Raw genomic sequence first — 19733 nt, forward strand, 5'->3', positions numbered from 1 at the left:
TCGGTCCGACATCTCGGCCGTGCGCTCAGTCAGGAGAAGTAGCTGGAGATCGTCGGCAGATTGATGACGGCGTCGACGGCCAGACCACAGAACAGAAGGGCCAGGTACTCGTTGGAGACGAGGAAGATTTTGAGTGGTTTGAGCTCCACGCCTGCACGGGTCTGCACGTACAGCTTCCCGACCCACCAGATGAACCAGACACCGGATGCGACAGCGACGGCAAGGTAGATCCAACTGGTCGGCGGGATGAGGAAGAACGACGTGATCACGGTGAGGACCGTGTACACGAGCATCTGAAAGGTGACCTTCTCGTCCGACGCGATCACCGGGAGCATCGGGACGCCTGCGGCCCGGTAGTCCTCGCGGTAGCGCATCGCCAGCGCCCACGTGTGGGGCGGGGTCCAGAAGAAGACGACGAGGAACAGGACGAACGGCTGCCAGCTCAAATCGTGTGTCACGGCAGCCCAGCCGACCAGCGCGGGCATGCACCCCGCGGCCCCACCCCAGATCACGTTCTGCCAGGTGCGACGTTTGAGGATCAGCGTGTACACGAACACGTAGAACGCGATGGTGATCATCACGAGGATCGACGGCAGGAAGGACCGGTTGCCGTCGTCGTCGACCGTGCCGAAGTACAGGACCGCGAACGACGCCGCCGCCATCACGATCCCAAAGATCAGGACATGCCGGATCGGCACGGCCTTCCGGGCCAGCGGACGCTTCTGCGTGCGCTTCATCTTCTGATCGATGTCCGCGTCGGCCACCATGTTGAGGCTGTTGGCGCTCGCCGCGCCCAACCAGCCGCCGACCACTGTCACCAGGATCAACCAGATGTCGATGTGTCCGCGGTGAGCCTGCAGCATCACCGGGATCGTCGAGACGAGGAGGAGCTCGATGACGCGTGGCTTCGTGAGCGCGATGTAAGCGAGAACCGTCGTGCGGACTCGAGTCCAGGCGGTGGACTCAGTCACGTCGGCACCGGCGCTCTCCCGAGTCCTCAACACAAGCTCCTCACATCAGCACTAGCCGTGTATCGGACGCGTCCACGCCGACGGCTACTACAAGCGATGGTAGACCGCGGCATCATGCGTTGAGGAATCGGGCGTGGGCGGGTGCGACGATCGCCACACCCGCTCTTTACCGGCAGCCGCGCGGACAGGTCGACCGCCCCGCTAGGCTGGAAGTCACCATTTGTCCGCGGGGGCAAGAGCCATCGATGCACAGGAGACACCACGATCGTGCCCATCACCGACGAGATTCGCGCGCTGACCCGACCCGTCCACCCGTCCGACTGGACCGAGCTGGACACCAAGGCAGTCGACACCGCCCGCATTCTTGCCGCGGACGCCGTGCAGAACTGCGGCAGCGGCCACCCCGGCACCGCGATGAGCCTCGCTCCCCTCGCTTACAGCCTCTACCAGCGTGTCATGCGCCACGACCCCACCGATCCCGCGTGGGTCGGCCGTGACCGGTTCGTCCTGTCGTGCGGCCACTCGAGCCTCACCCAGTACATCCAGCTGTATCTCGGCGGCTTCGGTCTCGAACTCGACGACCTCGTCGCGCTTCGCACCTGGGGTTCGCTGACCCCGGGCCACCCGGAGTTCCGGCACACCAAGGGCGTCGAAATCACCACCGGCCCGCTCGGCCAAGGCCTCGCATCGGCTGTCGGCATGGCGATGGCGGCCCGCCGTGAGCGCGGACTCTTCGACCCGGAGACGCCCACCGGGCAGAGCCCGTTCGACCACTACATCTACGTCGTCGCCTCCGACGGTGACATCGAGGAGGGTGTCACCTCCGAAGCGTCGTCGCTCGCCGGCACTCAGCAGCTCGGCAACCTGATCGTCTTCTACGACGCCAACGAGATCTCCATCGAGGACGACACCGCGATCGCGCTCAGTGAGGACACGGCCAAACGGTACGAGGCCTACGGTTGGCATGTGCAGACCGTCGAGGGCGGCGAGAACGTGTCCGGCATCGAAGAGGCCGTCGAAGCCGCCAAGAACGTGACCGACCGCCCGTCGATCATCGTGCTCCGCACGATCATCGCGTTCCCGGCACCGAGCAAGATGAACACCGGAGCCGCGCACGGCAGTGCGCTCGGCGCCGACGAGGTCGCCGCGACCAAGGAGGCCGTCGGATTCGATCCGTCGAAGAACTTCGACGTCGCCGACGACGTCATCGCGCACACTCGCGGACTCGCCGACCGTGCCGCCGCGATCCGCGCGGAGTGGCAGCAGGGCTTCGACGCCTGGGCCGCCGCTAACCCCGACAACAAGGCGCTGTTCGATCGCCTCCACGCAGGTGAACTGCCCGACGGCTGGATCGATGCGCTTCCGACGTGGGAGCCGGGCGACAAGGCCGTCGCCACCAGGTCCGCGTCGGGCAAGGTACTCGGCGCGCTGGCCCCCGTCATGCCCGAACTGTGGGGCGGCTCGGCCGACCTCGCCGGCTCGAACAACACGACGATGGCCGGTGAGCCGTCGTTCGGTCCGACCTCGATCGCGACGGCGACGTGGCAGGCGGAGCCGTACGGCCGCACGCTGCACTTCGGCGTCCGCGAGCACGCGATGGGCTCGATCCTCTCGGGCATCGTCCTGCACGGGCCCACCCGGGCGTATGGCGGCACCTTTCTGCAGTTCGCCGACTACATGCGCCCCGCGGTCCGGCTGGCCTCACTCATGGAGATCGACCCGATTTACGTGTGGACGCACGACTCGATCGGCCTCGGCGAGGACGGCCCGACCCACCAGCCGGTGGAGCACCTGGCCGCACTCCGTGCGATCCCGAACCTGGACGTCGTGCGGCCCGCCGACGCCAACGAGACCGCGTACGCGTGGCGTCACCTGTTGACCCGCCGCAATCACCCGGTCGGCCTGGCGCTGACCCGCCAGAACGTGCCGATCCTGGACGGGACGTCGTTCGAGGGCGTCTCGCGCGGCGGCTACGTGCTCACCGACACAGACGGTGCGCCCGACGTCGTGCTGATCGGCACCGGATCCGAGGTGTCGCTGGCCGTCGAGGCCCGCGACGCGCTGGCCGGCGACGGGATCAACGCTCGCGTCGTCTCCATGCCGTCCATCGAATGGTTCGACGAGCAGGACACCGACTACCGCGAGTCGGTGCTGCCGACCGGTGTACCGCGTGTCTCCGTCGAAGCAGGCATCGCGATGCCGTGGCACGCCGTCGTCGCCGGCGGCGCGATCGTCTCGCTGGAGCACTACGGTGCGTCAGCCCCGTACGCGAAGCTGTACGAAGAGTTCGGCATCACCGCCGACGCCGTCGCCACCGCAGCTCGCGGCCTCCTCGGCCGCTGAGCGTCCCTCCGAAAGGTCTGGAGCAGAACATGACTCAGAACAGCAATCTCGTCGCGCTCTCCGAAGCCGGCGTATCCGTGTGGCTCGACGACCTCTCGCGCGACCTGATCTCGTCGGGCGGTCTGCAGGAGCAGATCGACACGCGCAGCATCGTCGGTGTCACGACCAACCCGGCGATCTTCCAGAACGCGATCTCGTCGGGTGCCAGCGCGTATGCCGCGCAGATCAGCGACCTCGCCAAGTCGGGAGGAGACGTCGACGCGGCGATCTCTGCGTTGACCACCGACGACGTGCGTGCCGCGTGCGACGTCCTCGCGCCGGTGTTCGAGGCGTCGGGCGGCGCAGACGGCCGCGTCTCGATCGAGGTCGACCCGCGTCTGGCGAACAAGACCGCCGAGACTGTCGAGCAGGCCGTCGAACTGTGGAACGTCGTCGACCGGAAGAACCTCTTCATCAAGATCCCGGCGACCGCGGCGGGAGTTCCGGCGATCGCCGACGTCATCGGCCAGGGCATCAGCGTCAACGTCACCCTGATCTTCTCGGTTGACCGCTACCGCGAAGTGATGGACGCCTACCTCGACGGGCTGGACCGCGCCCTGCGAAACGGCCACGACGCCGCAGCGATCGCCTCTGTCGCGTCGTTCTTCGTCTCACGCGTGGACACCGAGATCGACAAACGCCTCGAAGCCATCGGCACGCCCGAAGCGCTCGCGCTGCGCGGCAAGGCCGGTCTGGCGAACGCACGCCTCGCGTACGCCGCCTACCAGGAAGTCTTCGAGACCGAGACGCGGTTCCCGGATCTTCAGGCGCATGGGGCCGTGCCCCAGCGCGCACTGTGGGCGTCGACCGGCGTGAAGAACCCCGACTACCCGGACACGCTGTACGTGAGTGAGCTCGTCGCACCGAACACCGTCAACACGGTGCCCGGCAAGACGCTCGAGGCCTACGCCGACCACGGGTGGGTCAACACCGACTCGATCATCGGCCAGGGTCCGGCGTCCCGACAGGTGTTCGACGCCCTGACCGACGTCGGCATCGACCTCCCCGACGTGTTCGCGCTCCTGGAGCGTGAAGGCGTCGCGAAGTTCGAGCAGGCGTGGGGCGAACTGCTGACCGCGACCGCGGCGCAGTTGGACGCCAACCGATAGAACTCCGCGGGAACGACGCGACAGGAAGTCAACAGCGTGCCTCACTCGGCCCAGCCGGAATGGTCCAATCCGCTTCGTGACCCGCACGACCGGCGGCTCCCGCGTATCGCGGGGCCGTCGGCGCTGGTCATCTTCGGTGTAACGGGCGACCTCGCCCGCCGCAAACTGATGCCGGCGATCTACGATCTCGCGAACCGGGGACTTCTTCCGCCGAGTTTCGCCCTGGTCGGGTTCGCGCGACGCGACTGGGAGCACGAAGACTTCGCCGACGTCGTCCGGGAGGCCGTCGAGGCCAACTGTCGGACCGGGTTCCGCGCCGAAGTCTGGGATCGCTTGGCCGAGGGCGTCCGCTTCGTGCCCGGGACGTTCGAAGACGACGCCGCGTTCGAGCAACTGCAGGCCACCCTGGCCGATCTCGACGAGGCACGGGGCACCGACGGAAACCACGCCTACTACCTGTCGATCCCGCCGAACGCGTTTCCCGTCGTGTTAAGTCAACTACGGCGCACCGGCATGGCCGACCAGACCGGCGATTCCTGGCGCCGGGTGGTCATCGAGAAGCCGTTCGGGCACGACCAGGAGTCGGCGACCGAACTCAACGAACTCGTCAACAGCGTGTTCGCCGAGGAGTCGGTGTTCCGCATCGACCATTACCTCGGCAAGGAGACGGTCCAGAACATCCTGGCGCTCCGGTTCGCGAACCAACTGTTCGACCCGTTGTGGAGTTCGCACTACATCGATCACGTGCAGATCACCATGGCCGAGGACATCGGGCTGGGCGGACGCGCCGGCTATTACGACGGGATCGGGGCGGCGCGCGACGTCATCCAGAACCACCTGCTGCAGTTGCTCGCGCTGGTCGCGATGGAAGAGCCCGTCTCGTTCTCGCCGCACCATCTGCAGACGGAGAAGGTCAAGGTCCTCGAGTCGACGCGCAACATCCTGCCGATCGCGGAGAACTCCGCGCGCGGCCAATACGCGGCGGGCTGGCAGGGATCTGAATCCGTCGTCGGTCTCAAGGACGAGGAGGGGTTCGCCGCCGACTCGACGACGGAGACGTTCGCGGCGATCGCGCTGGAGGTCGACACGCGACGATGGGCGGGGGTCCCGTTCTATCTTCGCAGCGGTAAGCGGCTCGGTCGTCGCGTCACCGAGATCGCCCTAGTCTTCAAACGCGCGCCACACCTCCCATTCGACGACACGATGACCGCCGAACTCGGCCAGAACGCGCTCGTCATCCGGGTGCAGCCCGACGAGGGCGTCACACTGCGGTTCGGGTCGAAGGTGCCCGGATCGTCGATGGAGGTACGCGACGTCAACATGGACTTCAGCTACGGCGGTGCGTTCACCGTCTCGTCGCCCGAAGCGTACGAGCGGCTCCTGCTGGACGTGCTCCTCGGCGAACCGTCATTGTTCCCGGTCAACGAGGAGGTCGAACTCAGCTGGCAGATCCTCGATCCGGTACTCGCCGAGTGGGCGGCGGCCGGCTCCCCGGACGAGTACGAGGCCGGGACGTGGGGTCCGCACTCCGCCGAGATGATGATGAGCCGCACCGGTCGCGTCTGGAGGCGTCCGTGACGTCCGCGCAGAACAGGAGCCGTCGATGATCGTCGACCTGCCCGACACCGATACCACCGCGATCAGCAAGAAGCTCGTCCGGATGCGCAGCAGCGGCGGAGCCGTCACGCTCGGCCGCGTGCTGACCCTGATCATCGACGTGGACGCGGGCGAAGCCACCGAGGAGGCCGTCGAAGCGTCGAACCGGGCCAGCCGCGAACATCCGTGCCGCGTCATCGTCGTCTCACGCGGCAACCGGACCGGCGACGCCCGGCTGGACGCGCAGATCCGTGTCGGCGGTGACGCCGGAGCCTCCGAAGTCGTGTTGCTGACGCTGTCAGGGCAGCTCGCCGAGCACCCCCACGCGGTGGTGACGCCGTTCCTGCTCCCCGACACCCCAGTCGTGACGTGGTGGCCGGACCGCGCGCCGAAGAACCCGGCGCAGGACCGTCTGGGGCGCCTGGCCTCGCGCCGCATCACCGATGCGCGGAAGTCGGCCGATCCCGCTGCCTTCCTCGCCGAGCGGCGAGCGGGCTACTCTCCCGGCGACACCGACCTGGCGTGGTCGGCCCTCACGCCGACACGCGCCCTGTTCGTGTCGGCGCTCGATCGGCCGCCGCACACGCCGATCACCGGAGCCGAGATCACCGGCCCGCTGGACATGCCGGGCCTCGACCTGTTCGCCGGCTGGCTGGCCGCCGCGCTGCAGACTCGGGTCGTCCGCCGTCCCGGGTCACTCGCGGCCCGCCTTTTCCGCAGCGATTCCACGCTGTCGATGTCGGTGAACGACGACGGCGTGAGTGGGACCGTCGCCAGCACCGGGCACCCGGACGGTCGGGTCGCGTACGCGCGACGCACCACAGCCGAATGCCTGGCCGAAGAACTCCGCAGCCTGGATGCGGACGAAGTCTACGAGGCGGCACTGCTCGGTCTGCCCGCCGTGGAAGTTGAGGAGTCGATATGACGTTCCCTGCTGATCGAGCGGCGACGACGCCCGAGACTCTCGTCTTCGACTCGTCTACCGAGTTGGTCGAGACCGCTCGTGCCCGTTTCGTCGACGCCGTCGTACGCGCCCAGGAGGAGCGCGGTGTCGCGTCCGTCGCACTGACGGGCGGATCCAACGGGATCGGGCTGCTCCGCGCGCTCGCATCCGACTCCGGCGATATCGCCTGGGGTCGGGTCGAGATCTATTGGGGCGACGACCGTTTCGTCCCCACGTCACATCCCGAACGCAACTCCGGTCAGGCGTTCGAGGCACTGCTCTCGTCGGTCCCGGTCGACCCGGCGCGAATCCATGCGATGGCGCCGTCCGACGGCGAGTTCGGCGACGACATCACCGCCGCCGCGCGCGACTACGCGCGACTGGTCGGGTCCGACACGGTGTTCGACGTCCACCTGCTCGGCATGGGCGGTGAGGGCCACATCAATTCGCTGTTCCCGCACACTGCTGCGACGGCCGAGGAGTCCGCGGCCGTCGTCGCCGTCACCGATTCTCCGAAGCCGCCGCCTGCTCGTCTGACGTTGACGTTCCCGGTGATCAACCGCTCGCGGGAAGTATGGTTCCTCGTCTCCGGAGCCGAGAAGGCGGAGGCCGTGGCCGCCGCCCACAACGGCGCCTCGCGCGCGGACTGGCCGTGCGCAGGAGCCAACGGAACCGAGGCCACCGTCTGGTTCCTCGACCGAGCTGCGGCGTCCGCGCTGCCGTAACCGTCGCCACGTGGCGGGATGCTCCAGGGTGAGAACCCGAATCTCGTCAGTCGTCGCGGAGACGACCAACTCGTCAGGCAGTGCCCGCGGCTACCCGCTGTTACGTAGCGCCGTCGCCAGACCGTTCATCGTCAGCTGGATCGCGCGCCGGATCTGGGGCGAGTCGTCGCCCGCACGGAAGCGTTCCAGCAGCTCGACCTGAAGCAGATTGAGCGGCTCGAGATACGGGAACCGGTTGACCACCGACCGCTTCAATGCATCGTTGTCGGCCAGGAGATCATCGGTCCCGGTGATCGCCGCGCACATCGCGATGGTGCGCTCATGCTCGTCGACGATCATCGAGAACACCCGATCGCGCAGTTCGACGTCGGGCACGAGCTGCGCATACCGATACGCCAGTCCCATGTCGCTCTTTGCGAGCACCTGGGCCATGTTCGACATCACCGATCGGAAGAAGGGCCAGCGGCGGTAGTAGTCGGAGAGGACTGCGAGCCGGTCCGGGTCGTCGCCGATCCACTCGGCGAATGCCGTCCCGGTGCCGTACCAGCCGGGCAGCATTACGCGGCACTGCGTCCACGACAGCACCCACGGGATGGCCCGGAGATCCGAGATCGCCGTGGTCTGCTTGCGTGACGTCGGACGGCTGCCGATGTTCAACGCACCGATCTCGGAGAGCGGTGTGGACGCGGTGAAGTATTCGACGAATCCCGGAGTGTCGTGGACCAGTCGAGAATAGGCGGTTCGTGCCGCAGCGGCGAGTTCGTCGAACACCTGATAGGCGTCCGCCGAGTCGTCGCCGAGGCCTTCGACGTCGAGGAGCGACGACTCGACGGTCGCTGCGACCAGCGATTCCAGGTTGCGGCGAGCACGCACCGGCTCGGCGTACTTCGCGGCGATGATCTCGCCTTGCTCGGTGAGACGCAACGAGCCTTGCACGGCTCCCGGCGGCTGTGCGAGGATCGCGTCATAGCTGGGGCCTCCGCCGCGCCCGACAGTACCGCCGCGCCCGTGGAACAGCCGCAGCCGGATCCCGGCGGTGCGCGCGGCGTCGACGAGGTCGAGTTCGCCTCGGTACAACGCCCAGTTCGCGGCGAGGTATCCGCCGTCTTTGTTGGAGTCGGAGTAGCCGAGCATCACCTCGTGCACGTCGCCCTGCGACCGGACGAGCTCCCGGTAGAACGGGACGTCGAGCGCGGCGGTCAGGATCGCGGCACCCGCCTGCAGATCCTCGATCGTCTCGAACAGAGGAACCACGCGCACACTGCACGACGGCGAGCCCCCACCTGCGTCGTACAGGCCCGCTTCCTTCAGCAGGATCAGCGCCTCGAGCATGTCCGACACCGACTGGCACATGCTGATGATGTAGACCGGGACGGCTTTCGGGCCGAACCGCTCGACGGCGGCGGCCGCCGCGTGGACCACTCCGAGCTCCTTGATCGCCAGGTCGCTCAATCGCGCGTCCGGGCTGGTCAACGGTCGACGAGAGGACAGTTCAGCGGACAGGACCGCGACCCGCGCGTTTTCGTCGAGCGCCGCGTAGTCGTCGACCGCCCCGGCCCACGCGAGTAACTCCCCCACGACCTCTTCGTGAGTCTCCGAGTTCTGCCGCATATCGAGACCCGACAGGTGGAAACCGAAGGCCCGGACGGCTTCGCGCAGCGCCGCGAGCCGGTCGTCGGCGATCGCGTCGTCGACGACGGCCCGCAGCGCACCGTCGACGACGTCGAGGTCGGTGAGGAACTCTCCGGCGTCCGCGTAAGCCTGGGACCGGGCGGCGAGGGCCCGGTCCGCCGGGCCGACCACGTCGTCGCCGAGGGTTTGGACGGCGCGCGCCGCCAACCGTGAACGGATCGCGGTGACCGCCGAACGGAAGGGTTCGTCGTCGACCCCTTCCGGCGTCTCCGGCGCGAATCCCGTCCCGAGGGCCGCCAGGTCGTCGGTGACACCGCTCACGAGCCTGACGGACATGCTGAGCTCTTGGTGCAGTGCCGACAGTTCGTCGAGGTGATGTGCCATCACGGTGGCCGCCGCCGACGACGTGGCCTCGGTGACAATGTCGCCGGTCACGAACGGATTGCCGTCGCGGTCGCCGCCGATCCAGGACCCCATCGTGATGATCGACGGATTGAGGTCTGCGTCGGGGAACGCGGCGCGCAGAGCGGCCCGGACGTCGTTGTTCAGCGACGGGATCACTTCGAAGAACGACGCGCCGTAATAGCGGAGTCCGGTGGTGATCTCGTCGCTGATCGTCAGGCGGCGCATCCGGATGAGCGCCGTCTGCCAGAGCATGAGGATGTGGCGGGAGATCTCTCGCGTGTTGGCCGACTCCTCGTCGGCGGTCAGTTCGGTCCGTCCGCGCACTCGCATCAGTTCGTTGATGCGGTTCTGGGCGTCGAACACACTCTTGCGACGGGTCTCCGTCGGATGCGCGGTGATGACCGGGACGACATTGGCGTCCGCGATCAGACGGTGCACCTGTTCGTCGTCGAGGCCTGCGGCGACGAGTCGGGCGACGGTCGCGCCGAGCGACGACGCCTGTGGGGCGTCGCCCGCGATCATGTGGATACGCCGTCGCCGTTCGCGGTGTAGGTCCTCGGCGAGATTGGCCAGCAGGGCGAAGTTGCTGAACGCCCGGATGACGGGCATCAGCTGAGACACGCCGCGGCCCCGATAGCGGCCTGCGAGTTCGTCGCGGGAGACATCCTGATAGCGGATGCCGAATGCATCCCGGCGGGACGACTCGACGAGATCGAACACGTCCTCGCCCGCCTGTGACCGGATCACATCGCCGAGCAGTCCGCCCAGAAATCTGATGTCGTCACGCAGCGGTTCGGTGGCCGCGCGTCCGGCGTCCTCGACCAGGATGCGATCGACCATCGGCGTGGCGACTGCGCGGCGGACAGATTCGGAGTTCGTTCCGGATGCCATGTGCCCCAAACTACTCGGCCGGGACGCCGAGTGTGCGGGTGTGGGGTGCGGGTGCGCGCGTGTTGCTGCGGGTTACGCGCCGAACTTGATGTCGAGACCGATGCCGATGATCAGAATCACCCACAGCAGCCCGACGAAGATAGTCAAACGGTCGAGGTTCTTCTCGACGACAGAGGAACCGGACAGGCTCGACTGGACGCCGCCACCGAACAGCGACGAGAGTCCGCCGCCCTTGGCCCGGTGAAGCAGAACCAGCACGATCAGCAGGAGGCTGGTGATGATCAAGCCGATGTCGAGCGCGAGAGTCACGAGTCGATGGTCCTGTCAGTCTGTGGGTCGCGGCCAGTGGGCCGCCGGAAAGCATTGTGGCAGGTCGCTCCGCATAGGAGCAACCTGCCACAGTCTACGCGATGCAAGCGCCGATCAGAGCAGCGGCCCGCCCGCGGCGATCGCCGAGAGTTGCGCGAACTCGTCCGACTTGAGTGACGCACCGCCCACGAGGGCCCCGTCGACGTCGGTCTGTCCGACGATCTCGCCGACGTTCTTGGCGTTGACGCTGCCGCCGTACAGGACGCGCACCGCGTCGGCGGTCGCCTGGTCGGCGAGCTCGGCGAGCGCACCGCGGACGGCGGCACACACCTGCTGAGCGTCGCTCGCACTGGCCACTCGGCCGGTGCCGATGGCCCACACGGGCTCGTACGCGACGACGACCTTGGCGATCTCGGCGGCGTTCAGCCCCGCGAGAGACGCCTTGACCTGTGCGATGTTGTACGCGACGTGCTCGCCCGCTTCGCGCACGTCCAGACCTTCACCGACACACACGATCGGGGTGAGACCGTGCTTGAGCGCGGCCTTGGTCTTCGCCAGCACCGTCTCGTTCGACTCGCCGTGCAGCGTGCGACGCTCGGAGTGACCGACGACCGCGTACGTGCAGCCGAGCTTGGCGAGGAACGCGCCGCTGATCTCGCCGGTGTACGCGCCCGAATCGTGTTCGGAGACGTCCTGCGCACCGTAGGTGAGCAGCAGCTTGTCGCCGTCGACGATCGTCTGCACGCTGCGGATGTCGGTGAACGGCGGGATCACCGTCACGTCGACCTTCTCGAAGTACTTCTCGGGAAGCGCGAACGCGATCTTCTGCACCAGCGCGATCGCCTCGAGGTGGTTCAGGTTGCACTTCCAGTTGCCTGCGATGAGGGGCTTGCGCGGCCCGTTCGATGCGGCCATCACGCATTCACCTCCAGCACAGACAGGCCCGGGAGTTCCTTGCCCTCAAGGTATTCCAACGACGCTCCGCCGCCGGTCGAGATGTGCGAGAACGCTTCGTCTGCGAGGCCGAGCGCGCGAACGGCAGCCGCCGAATCGCCGCCGCCGACCACCGAGAACGCGCCGCCCGCGGTGGCTGTGACGATGGCCTCGGCCACGCCGCGGGTGCCTGCCGCGAACTTGTCGAACTCGAACACGCCGGCCGGGCCGTTCCAGAACACAGTCTTGGCGCCGGTCAGGACTGCGGCGAATCGTTCGACGCTGCCCGGGCCGATGTCCAGACCCATTCCTTCGGTGAATCCGTCCGCGGTCTTCACGATCGACGTCGACGCGTCCGGAGCGAACTTGTCGGCGACGACGATGTCGTGCGGCAGGTGGATGACGTCGCCGAACCGCTCGAGGAGGTCCTTGCAGGTGTCGATCATGTCGTCCTGCAGCAGCGAGTCGCCCACCGGGCTGCCCTGCGCTTTGATGAAGGTGAACGCCATGCCGCCGCCGATCACCAGGGTGTCGACCTTCGGTGCGAGCGCTTCGATGACGGCGAGCTTGTCCGAGACCTTCGACCCGCCGAGAACCACCGCGTACGGGTGTTCCACGGCGTCGCCGGTGATCTTGGCGAGCACGTCGACCTCGGTTGCGACCAGGTCGCCCGCGTACGCCGGCAGCACCTTGGCGACGTCGTAGACCGACGCCTGCTTGCGGTGCACGACGCCGAACCCGTCGGAGACGAATGCTCCGTCGTCGCCGACCAGTTCGACGAGCGCCGCAGCGAGCTGTGCACGCTCGGCGTCGTCCTTGCTGGTCTCCCGCGGGTCGAAGCGGATGTTCTTCAGCAGGAGGACGTCACCGTCGGTGAGGCCTTCGGCGCGGGCGAGCGCGTCGCTGCCGACGACATCGCCTGCGAGCTGCACGTTGCGGCCCAACTCCTCCGACAGGCGCACCGCGACCGGCGCCAACGACAGCGTCGGATCCGCTTCGCCCTTAGGACGACCGAGGTGCGCGGTCACGATGACTTTCGCGCCCGCCTCGACCAGCGTCTTGATCGTCGGCGCCGACGCGATGATGCGTCCGGCGTCGGTGATCTCCGCGCCGTCGAGCGGCACGTTCAAGTCAGAGCGAACCAGTACTCCCCGGCCCTCCACGCCGTCGGCGAGGAGGTCCTTCAAGGTACGGACAGCCATGCTTACAGCGACTTCGCGACGAGGCCGATGAGGTCGGCGAGGCGGTTCGAGTAGCCCCACTCGTTGTCGTACCAGGAGACGATCTTGACCTGGTCGTCGATGACCTTGGTCAGGCCCGCGTCGAAGATCGACGAGTGCGGGTCGGTGACGATGTCCGAGGACACGATCGGGTCCTCGGTGTACTTGAGGATGCCCTTGAGCGGGCCCTCGGCTGCAGCCTTCATCGCGGCGTTGATCTCGTCGGCGGTGGCAGACTTGCGAAGGTTCGCGGTGAGGTCGGTGACCGAGCCCGTCGGGATCGGGACGCGCAGGGCGTAGCCGTCAAGCTTGCCGAGCAGCTGCGGGAGGACCAGGCCGATGGCCTTCGCAGCGCCGGTGCCGGTCGGCACGACGTTGAGCGCTGCCGCGCGGGCGCGACGCAGGTCGCTGTGCGGGCCGTCCTGCAGGTTCTGGTCCTGGGTGTAGGCGTGGACCGTGGTCATCAGACCCTTGACGATGCCGAACTCGTCGTCGAGGACCTTGGCGATCGGGCCGAGGCAGTTCGTGGTGCACGACGCGTTCGAGATGATCGTCTGGCTGCCGTCGTACTGGTCGTCGTTGACGCCCATCACGATGGTGATGTCCTCGCCCTTGGCGGGAGCCGAGATGATGACCTTCTTCGCGCCGGCCTCGAGGTGCCCCTTCGCCTTGGCTGCGTCGGTGAAGATACCGGTCGACTCGACGACGACGTCGACACCCAGGTCGCCCCAGGGCAGCTCAGACAGCGGACCGCGGTGCGACAGAGCCTTGATCTTCTGATCACCGACGACGATGGTGTCATCGCCTTCGAGCGAGACGTCGTGCGGCAGCCGGCCGAGGATCGAGTCGTACTTGAGCAGGTGCGCGAGGGACGCGTTGTCGGTCAGGTCGTTGACTGCGACGATCTCGATGTCGGTGGTTCCCAGCGCCTTCTGCGCGTCCACGGCGCGGAAGAAGTTGCGGCCGATACGGCCGAAGCCGTTGACGCCTACGCGAACAGTCACTGTTGAGCTCCTTAGCGGTGTGTGAAGAGCCGCGGTGTTCGCGCGACCCGTTGTGTCCAGCGTAGTGTGCGTCTCCCCCGAGGTCACGGGGTGGCCTTGGGTGTGACGACTCCCACGCGGAGTACGTGCCGGCGCTGACGCGCCGGTGACGAACGTGAGCGGTTACGCGTCGTCCATCAGATCTGCGGTGACTGCCGACTCGGTGTCGGGCAGCCCTTCCGACCGGGCCTTCTTGTCGGCCATCGAGAGCAGTCTGCGGATGCGTCCGGCGACGGCATCCTTGGTCATCACCGGATCGGCCAGTTGACCGAGTTCCTCCAGCGACGCCTGCCGGTGCTGGACGCGGAGCGAGCCAGCGGCCACCAGATGGTCGGGTACCTCGTCGCCGAGGATCTCCAGCGCGCGTTCGACTCGGGCGGCTGCGGCGACGGCGGCGCGTGCCGAACGGCGCAGGTTGGCGTCGTCGAAGTTGGCGAGGCGGTTCGCGGTGGCCCGCACTTCGCGCCGCATCCGACGTTCCTCCCACACCAGACGCGTGTCGTGCGCGCCCATCCGAGTGAGGAGCACGCCGATCGCTTCGCCGTCGCGGATCACGACTCGGTCCGCGCCGCGTACTTCTCTGGCCTTCGCCGTGACGCCGAGCCTGCGCGCCGATCCGACGAGGGCGAGTGCGGCTTCGGGTCCGGGGCAGCTGACCTCGAGGGCCGACGACCGGCCGGGCTCGGTGAGTGACCCGTGCGCGAGGAACGCCCCGCGCCATGCCGCTTCGGCATCGCCGACCGTGCCGCCGACGACCTGAGCGGGAAGGCCCCGCACCGGGCGTCCGCGCATGTCCAGCAAACCGGTCTGCCTGGACAGGCCTTCGCCGTCTTTGGTGACCCGGAGGATGTACCGGGCGCTCTTGCGCGCCCCGCCCGAGCGGAGCACGTGGACGTCCGCCGCATACCCGAACAGATCGTGAATCTCGTAGCGGAGACGCCGTGCGACGTTTCCGAGGTCGACCTCGGCCTCCACGATCACGCGACCGTTCTGAATGTGCAGATCCCCCGCGAAGCGCAGCAGAGCCGACACCTCGGCCTTCCGGCAACTGATCTGGGTCACCGACAGACGGCTCAGCTCGTCTTTGACGGAACCTGTCATCGCCACTGGTTGCACCCTCCTGTTAACAACACGATTCTCCCCCGACACGCACGCTTCCGGACTCGATCACTCGAGCCGCGGGCAAACAGCGCAGTGGAGCTGACTTTACCGGTCACGATCCGCCGCCCAACAGGCGCGCCAGAGTCTGCGCCGACTTGCGCGGATCGTGCTCGTGTGTTCCGGGCACCGCGAGATCGGCGACGACGAGTCGCGCCCCGAACGACGCCGCTGCTCGTTCGAGGTGGTCACGTTCGGATCCGGCGGGCACCGATGCGGCGTCCACGACCACGTCGTCCACGCGCATCGAGTCGGCGTGCGCGTGCAGGACGTGCAGGTGACGTTCGACGGAGAACCCGGTGGTCTCCCCCGGTTCGTTCGCGAGGTTGACGAACAGCACCTTGCGCGCGGTCGTGGCGCGAAGCGCTTCCACCTGCCCCGGCACCAGCACGTGCGGGATCACGCTGGAGAACCACGAGCCGGGGCCGAGGGTCACGACGTCGGCGGCCATGATCGCGTCGACGGCCTCGCCGCACGGGGCGGGTTCGGTGGGGATCACCCGGACTCGCCGCACCTTGCCGGGGGTGGTCGCGACGGCGACCTGCCCGCGGATGACGCGGCTCATCCGCGGATCCGATTCGAGCCCGGACACGTCGGCTTCGATGACCAGCGGCACCGTCGCCATCGGCAGGACACGTCCGTCGATCCCGAACAGGTCGACCATCGCGTCGAGCGCTTGGACGACGTCGCCGGTCAACTCTTCGACGCCCGCCAGCATGAGGTTTCCGACGGGGTGGCCTGCGAGCGCACCGTAGCCACCGAGTCGGTGCTGCAGGATCCGCGACCAACGCTTGTGTCGGGCCGCGGCCGCCGGATCACGAGCGAGCTGATCGTCGACCGCGGCGGGCGCTCCCATGAGGGCGGCGAGCGCCATCCGCAGGTCGCCGGGCGGGATGCCGCCGAGCTCGTTGCGGAGCCGACCCGACGATCCGCCGTCGTCGCCGACCGTCACGACGGCGGTGACGTGCGGTGTCAGGTACCGCACGGCGGTCAGTGTGTTGAACAGACCGTGCCCGCCGCCGAGTGCGACGGCCTTCAGCCCGGCCTGCTGTCCGGCGGAGGCCCCCGGCCCGCCGGACGTCATTCGCGCCCCAGATCCCGGTGTGTCACCTGGACCTTGTATGCGGGTTCTCCGTCCTCGCCGACGGTGGCGGCCAGACGCCGTGCGAGCTCGGTCGACATCGCGACGCTGCGGTGCTTGCCGCCCGTGCAGCCGACCCCGATCGTCATGTATCCCTTGCCTTCTCGACGGTAGCCGCGGGCCACGATGCCGACGAGCTCGGTATAGCGCTCGATGAAGTCGAGGGCATCGTCCTGCCCGAGCACGTAGTCGCGGACCGCGGCGTCGCGCCCGTTGTGGTCGCGGAGTTCCGGAATCCAATAAGGATTGGGAAGGAACCGGACGTCGATGACGAGGTCGCAGTCGATCGGCAGACCGTATTTGAATCCGAACGACTGCACAGCGACCGACAGGGCGCTGCCGCCGACGTTCGGGAATGTGCTCTCGACGATCGCGCGCAAGCGGGTCGAGCTGAGGTTCGAGGTGTCGATGACGGTGCCTGCCGCCGCCTGGACGTCGGCGAGCAGCAGCCGTTCGGCCGCGATCCCCTCGCCGAGCGTTCCGTCACCCTGCAGCGGATGTCGGCGGCGGACCTGCTCGAACCGTCGAACGAGTACCTCGTCGGACGCGTCGACGAAGATGACGCCGGTGCGGGTGCCGTCTGCTTCGAGTTCGTCGCGCAGTGCGGCGACCGACTCGCCGAACGACGAGTGTCCGGCGCGCACGACCATCGCGATCTTCTGTCCCTGCACACCTTCGGCGCGAACCTGCTCGATGACCTGCGCGATCACGGACACCGGCACGTTGTCCGTCACGTACCAACCGTCGTCTTCGAGCACATTCGCGACCGATGTCCGTCCGGCACCGGACATGCCGGTCACGAAGAGCACCGTCGTCAAACCGTCGCTGTCAACCATGGACTGGTTCCTCCTGTGTCGACGGGTCTGCCGCGGCGTCGGCATCCCCCATTTTCGACTCGCCCGTTTTCGACTCGCCTGTCTTCGACTCATCGGTACTCGCCTCGCCCCGCAACGCATCGTGCACGGCCTGCGCGGTCGCCGCCCCGACGCCGCGCACCTGCGCTATTTCATCGACCGTCGCCTTCGTCAGATTGGCGACCGAGCCGAAGTGCGTCACGAGCGCGGTGCGACGGGTCGCGCCGAGGCCCGGGATGCCGTCGAGCGCCGACGCCGTCATGCGTTTGCTGCGTTTGCTGCGGTGGAACGTGATCGCGAAGCGGTGGGCTTCGTCGCGCACGCGCTGCAAAAGGAAGAGGGCTTCACTGTTGCGCGGCAGGATCACCGGTTCATCATCTCCCGGGACCCACACTTCTTCGAGCCGTTTCGCCAGTCCGATGATCGCGACGTCGGTGACGCCGAGTTCGTCCAGCACGGTTGCCGCCGCGTGCACCTGCGGCGCGCCGCCGTCGACGACGAAGAGGTTCGGCGGGTACGCGAATTTGCGTGCCTTCTTCTCCCCTCCGGCGTCCGGAGCGGGCTCTGTCACGTCGGCCCCCGCCTCGGCGACCACGGCCGCGGGCTTGTCGCCGTCGACCGGGGGCGGCGTCGCGTCGCCGCCTCGGTGCCGTAGAAAACGTCGGCGCGTGACTTCGGCGATCGATGCGACGTCGTCGGAGTGTCCTTCGCCCGCAGCCTCTTTGATCCCGTAGTGCCGATAATCGGATTTGCGGGACAGCCCGTCCTCGAACACGACGAGCGACGCGACGACGTCGGTGCCCTGCACGTGCGAGATATCGATGCATTCGATACGCAACGGCGCGACGTCGAGGCCTAGGTACTCCTGCAGTTCGGTGAGGGCCGCCGACCGCGTGGTGAGATCGCCGGCGCGTTGCAGCTTGTGGCGGGTCAGCGCGTCCGCGGCGTTGCGTTCGACGGTCGTCATCAGGTTCCGTTTGTCGCCGCGTTGCGGGATGCGGACGTCGACACGCGCGCCGCGGCGTTCGGACAGCCATGCCTGCATCTGGGTCGGGTCGTCGGGCAGGAATGGGACGAGGACTTCGCGAGGGATGCCCGAACTCATCTCCGATTCGGCGCCGTAGAACTGGGTGAGGAACGCTTCGATCTGTTCGGCGGGAGTCGCGTTCTCCTGGACTTCGACGACCCAGCCGCGTTCGCCGCGGACCCGGCCGTCCCGGACGTGAAAGATCTGGACCGACGATTCGAGCTCGTCGCCGACCATCGCGATCACGTCCGCGTCGGTGCCGGTGCCGAGCACGACCGCCTGCTTCTCCATGGCTCGTTTGAGCGCGGACACGTCGTCGCGCAGGCGGGCCGCCCGTTCGAAGTCGAGGTCGTCCGCGGCGGCGGTCATGTCCCGTTCCATCCGCCGAATCAGAGTGTCGGTGCGTCCGGCGAGGAAGTCGCAGAAGTCGTCCGCGATCTGCCGGTGCTCGTCGGCGTCGACCCGCCCCACGCATGGCGCGGCACACTTGTCGATGTACCCCAGCAGACACGGTCGCCCCATCTGCTCGCTGCGGCGGAACACGCCGGTCGAGCACGTCCGGACGGGGAAGACTCGGGTCAGCAGGTCGACCGTCTCGCGAATCGCCCACGCGTGCGAGTACGGGCCGAAGTATCGGACGCCCGGTTTGCGGGCGCCGCGGTACACGAACACTCTCGGATACTTCTCGTTGAGCGTCACCGCGAGCATCGGGTACGTCTTGTCGTCGCGGTAGCGGACGTTGAACCGCGGATCGAACTCCTTGATCCAGTTGTATTCGAGTTGAAGCGCTTCCACTTCGGTGCCGACGACCGTCCATTCAACGGACGCCGCCGTCGTCACCATCTGACGCGTCCGCGGATGCAGTCCGGTGAGATCGGCGAAGTAGGACGTGAGTCGCGAGCGTAGGTTCTTGGCCTTGCCGACGTAGATCACGCGCCGGTGCGCGTCGCGGAACTTGTAGACGCCCGGGTCGGTCGGGATCGCCCCCGGGGCCGGGCGGTAGGTCGACGGGTCTGCCACGGGCTCCAGGGTAGTCGTCGTGTCAGACAGTTCGGGACGCCCGCGTCGCCGCCGTCGTCCCGCCCCTCGTCAGGCGGCTGTCGGGTGGATGGTCATGATCCGCCGACCGTGTGAGCGCACGACAGGGCACCACCTGCCGGGACATCACCCCGGCCACAGCCGCCGCACTCCTCCCGCGGCTCGCATTCTCCCCGAGGAACGAGCAGTCGTGAAACGGGTTCGCCCGGACTGCGGCGCGCTATCAACTTGTCAAACAACCCCCGCCCCCGGCGCTACCCGAGAACTACCAATATGCTACAACTCACCCCTGACAAGAAACTCTGTTCGATTACGAGGGCGGCAGCTGTCGGCGCGACCGACTGTCTGAACCGGCG

The 19733-nt window shown here is 67.6% G+C and carries 15 protein-coding genes; 5 read left to right on the forward strand and 10 right to left on the reverse strand.

Annotated elements, in window-relative coordinates:
- Positions 1–29: 29 nt before the first annotated feature.
- Positions 30–1001, reverse strand: a complete 972-nt coding sequence (locus L5G33_RS05720) for a heme o synthase (protein ID WP_265742566.1) — start codon at positions 999–1001, stop codon at positions 30–32.
- A 237-nt stretch (positions 1002–1238) separates the two neighbouring features.
- Between L5G33_RS05720 and tkt the strand changes: the two genes are divergently transcribed.
- The 5 genes from tkt to pgl are packed head-to-tail and all read left to right on the forward strand — an operon-like array spanning position 1239 to position 7726.
- Positions 1239–3314, forward strand: coding sequence for a transketolase (tkt, locus tag L5G33_RS05725; protein ID WP_236997210.1), 2076 nt, complete (start codon positions 1239–1241; stop codon positions 3312–3314).
- A gap of 29 nt (positions 3315–3343) precedes the next feature.
- The gene (gene tal, locus L5G33_RS05730) at positions 3344–4462 is read left to right on the forward strand and encodes a transaldolase (RefSeq protein WP_236997211.1); all 1119 of its coding nucleotides are present in this window, start codon (positions 3344–3346) and stop codon (positions 4460–4462) included.
- Between the two features lie 36 nt (positions 4463–4498).
- The gene (gene zwf, locus L5G33_RS05735; protein ID WP_236997212.1) at positions 4499–6040 is read left to right on the forward strand and encodes a glucose-6-phosphate dehydrogenase; all 1542 of its coding nucleotides are present in this window, start codon (positions 4499–4501) and stop codon (positions 6038–6040) included.
- 25 nt (positions 6041–6065) lie between these two features.
- Positions 6066–6983, forward strand: a complete 918-nt coding sequence (locus tag L5G33_RS05740) for a glucose-6-phosphate dehydrogenase assembly protein OpcA (RefSeq protein WP_236997213.1) — start codon at positions 6066–6068, stop codon at positions 6981–6983.
- On the forward strand, positions 6980–7726 hold the full coding sequence (gene pgl / locus L5G33_RS05745) for a 6-phosphogluconolactonase (protein ID WP_236997214.1): 747 nt from the start codon (positions 6980–6982) through the stop codon (positions 7724–7726). The genes L5G33_RS05740 and pgl overlap by 4 nt, the downstream gene beginning before the upstream one ends.
- A gap of 90 nt (positions 7727–7816) precedes the next feature.
- On the opposite strand, the gene ppc is transcribed toward pgl, so the two are convergent.
- From ppc to uvrC, 9 genes are all read right to left on the reverse strand, one after another.
- Positions 7817–10654: a phosphoenolpyruvate carboxylase gene (ppc, locus tag L5G33_RS05750; RefSeq protein ID WP_236997215.1), complete on the reverse strand. Its 2838-nt coding sequence runs from the start codon at positions 10652–10654 to the stop codon at positions 7817–7819.
- Between the two features lie 72 nt (positions 10655–10726).
- Entirely contained in the window at positions 10727–10963 is a 237-nt protein-coding gene (secG, locus tag L5G33_RS05755; RefSeq protein WP_236997216.1) for a preprotein translocase subunit SecG, read from the reverse strand.
- Positions 10964–11077: 114 nt separating this feature from the next.
- Entirely contained in the window at positions 11078–11878 is an 801-nt protein-coding gene (tpiA, locus tag L5G33_RS05760) for a triose-phosphate isomerase (protein WP_236997217.1), read from the reverse strand.
- Positions 11878–13098, reverse strand: coding sequence for a phosphoglycerate kinase (locus L5G33_RS05765; RefSeq protein WP_236997218.1), 1221 nt, complete (start codon positions 13096–13098; stop codon positions 11878–11880). Before L5G33_RS05765 ends, tpiA begins: the two co-directional genes overlap by 1 nt.
- A gap of 2 nt (positions 13099–13100) precedes the next feature.
- Positions 13101–14120: a type I glyceraldehyde-3-phosphate dehydrogenase gene (gene gap / locus L5G33_RS05770; RefSeq protein ID WP_236997219.1), complete on the reverse strand. Its 1020-nt coding sequence runs from the start codon at positions 14118–14120 to the stop codon at positions 13101–13103.
- Positions 14121–14282: 162 nt separating this feature from the next.
- Complete coding sequence (whiA, locus tag L5G33_RS05775; protein ID WP_236997627.1) at positions 14283–15260, reverse strand: DNA-binding protein WhiA; 978 nt, start codon at positions 15258–15260, stop codon at positions 14283–14285.
- A gap of 112 nt (positions 15261–15372) precedes the next feature.
- Positions 15373–16401 carry a gluconeogenesis factor YvcK family protein gene (locus tag L5G33_RS05780; protein WP_236997220.1) on the reverse strand — a complete coding sequence of 343 codons (1029 nt, stop codon included), beginning with the start codon at positions 16399–16401 and terminating at the stop codon, positions 15373–15375.
- Entirely contained in the window at positions 16398–17294 is an 897-nt protein-coding gene (gene rapZ, locus L5G33_RS05785; RefSeq protein WP_236997221.1) for an RNase adapter RapZ, read from the reverse strand. The genes L5G33_RS05780 and rapZ overlap by 4 nt, the downstream gene beginning before the upstream one ends.
- On the reverse strand, positions 17287–19359 hold the full coding sequence (uvrC, locus tag L5G33_RS05790) for an excinuclease ABC subunit UvrC (RefSeq protein WP_236997222.1): 2073 nt from the start codon (positions 19357–19359) through the stop codon (positions 17287–17289). The genes rapZ and uvrC overlap by 8 nt, the downstream gene beginning before the upstream one ends.
- Positions 19360–19733: the final 374 nt, after the last annotated feature.

It is taken from the genome of Gordonia liuliyuniae, from assembly GCF_021738805.1.
Classification (GTDB): Bacteria; Actinomycetota; Actinomycetes; order Mycobacteriales; family Mycobacteriaceae; genus Gordonia; species Gordonia liuliyuniae.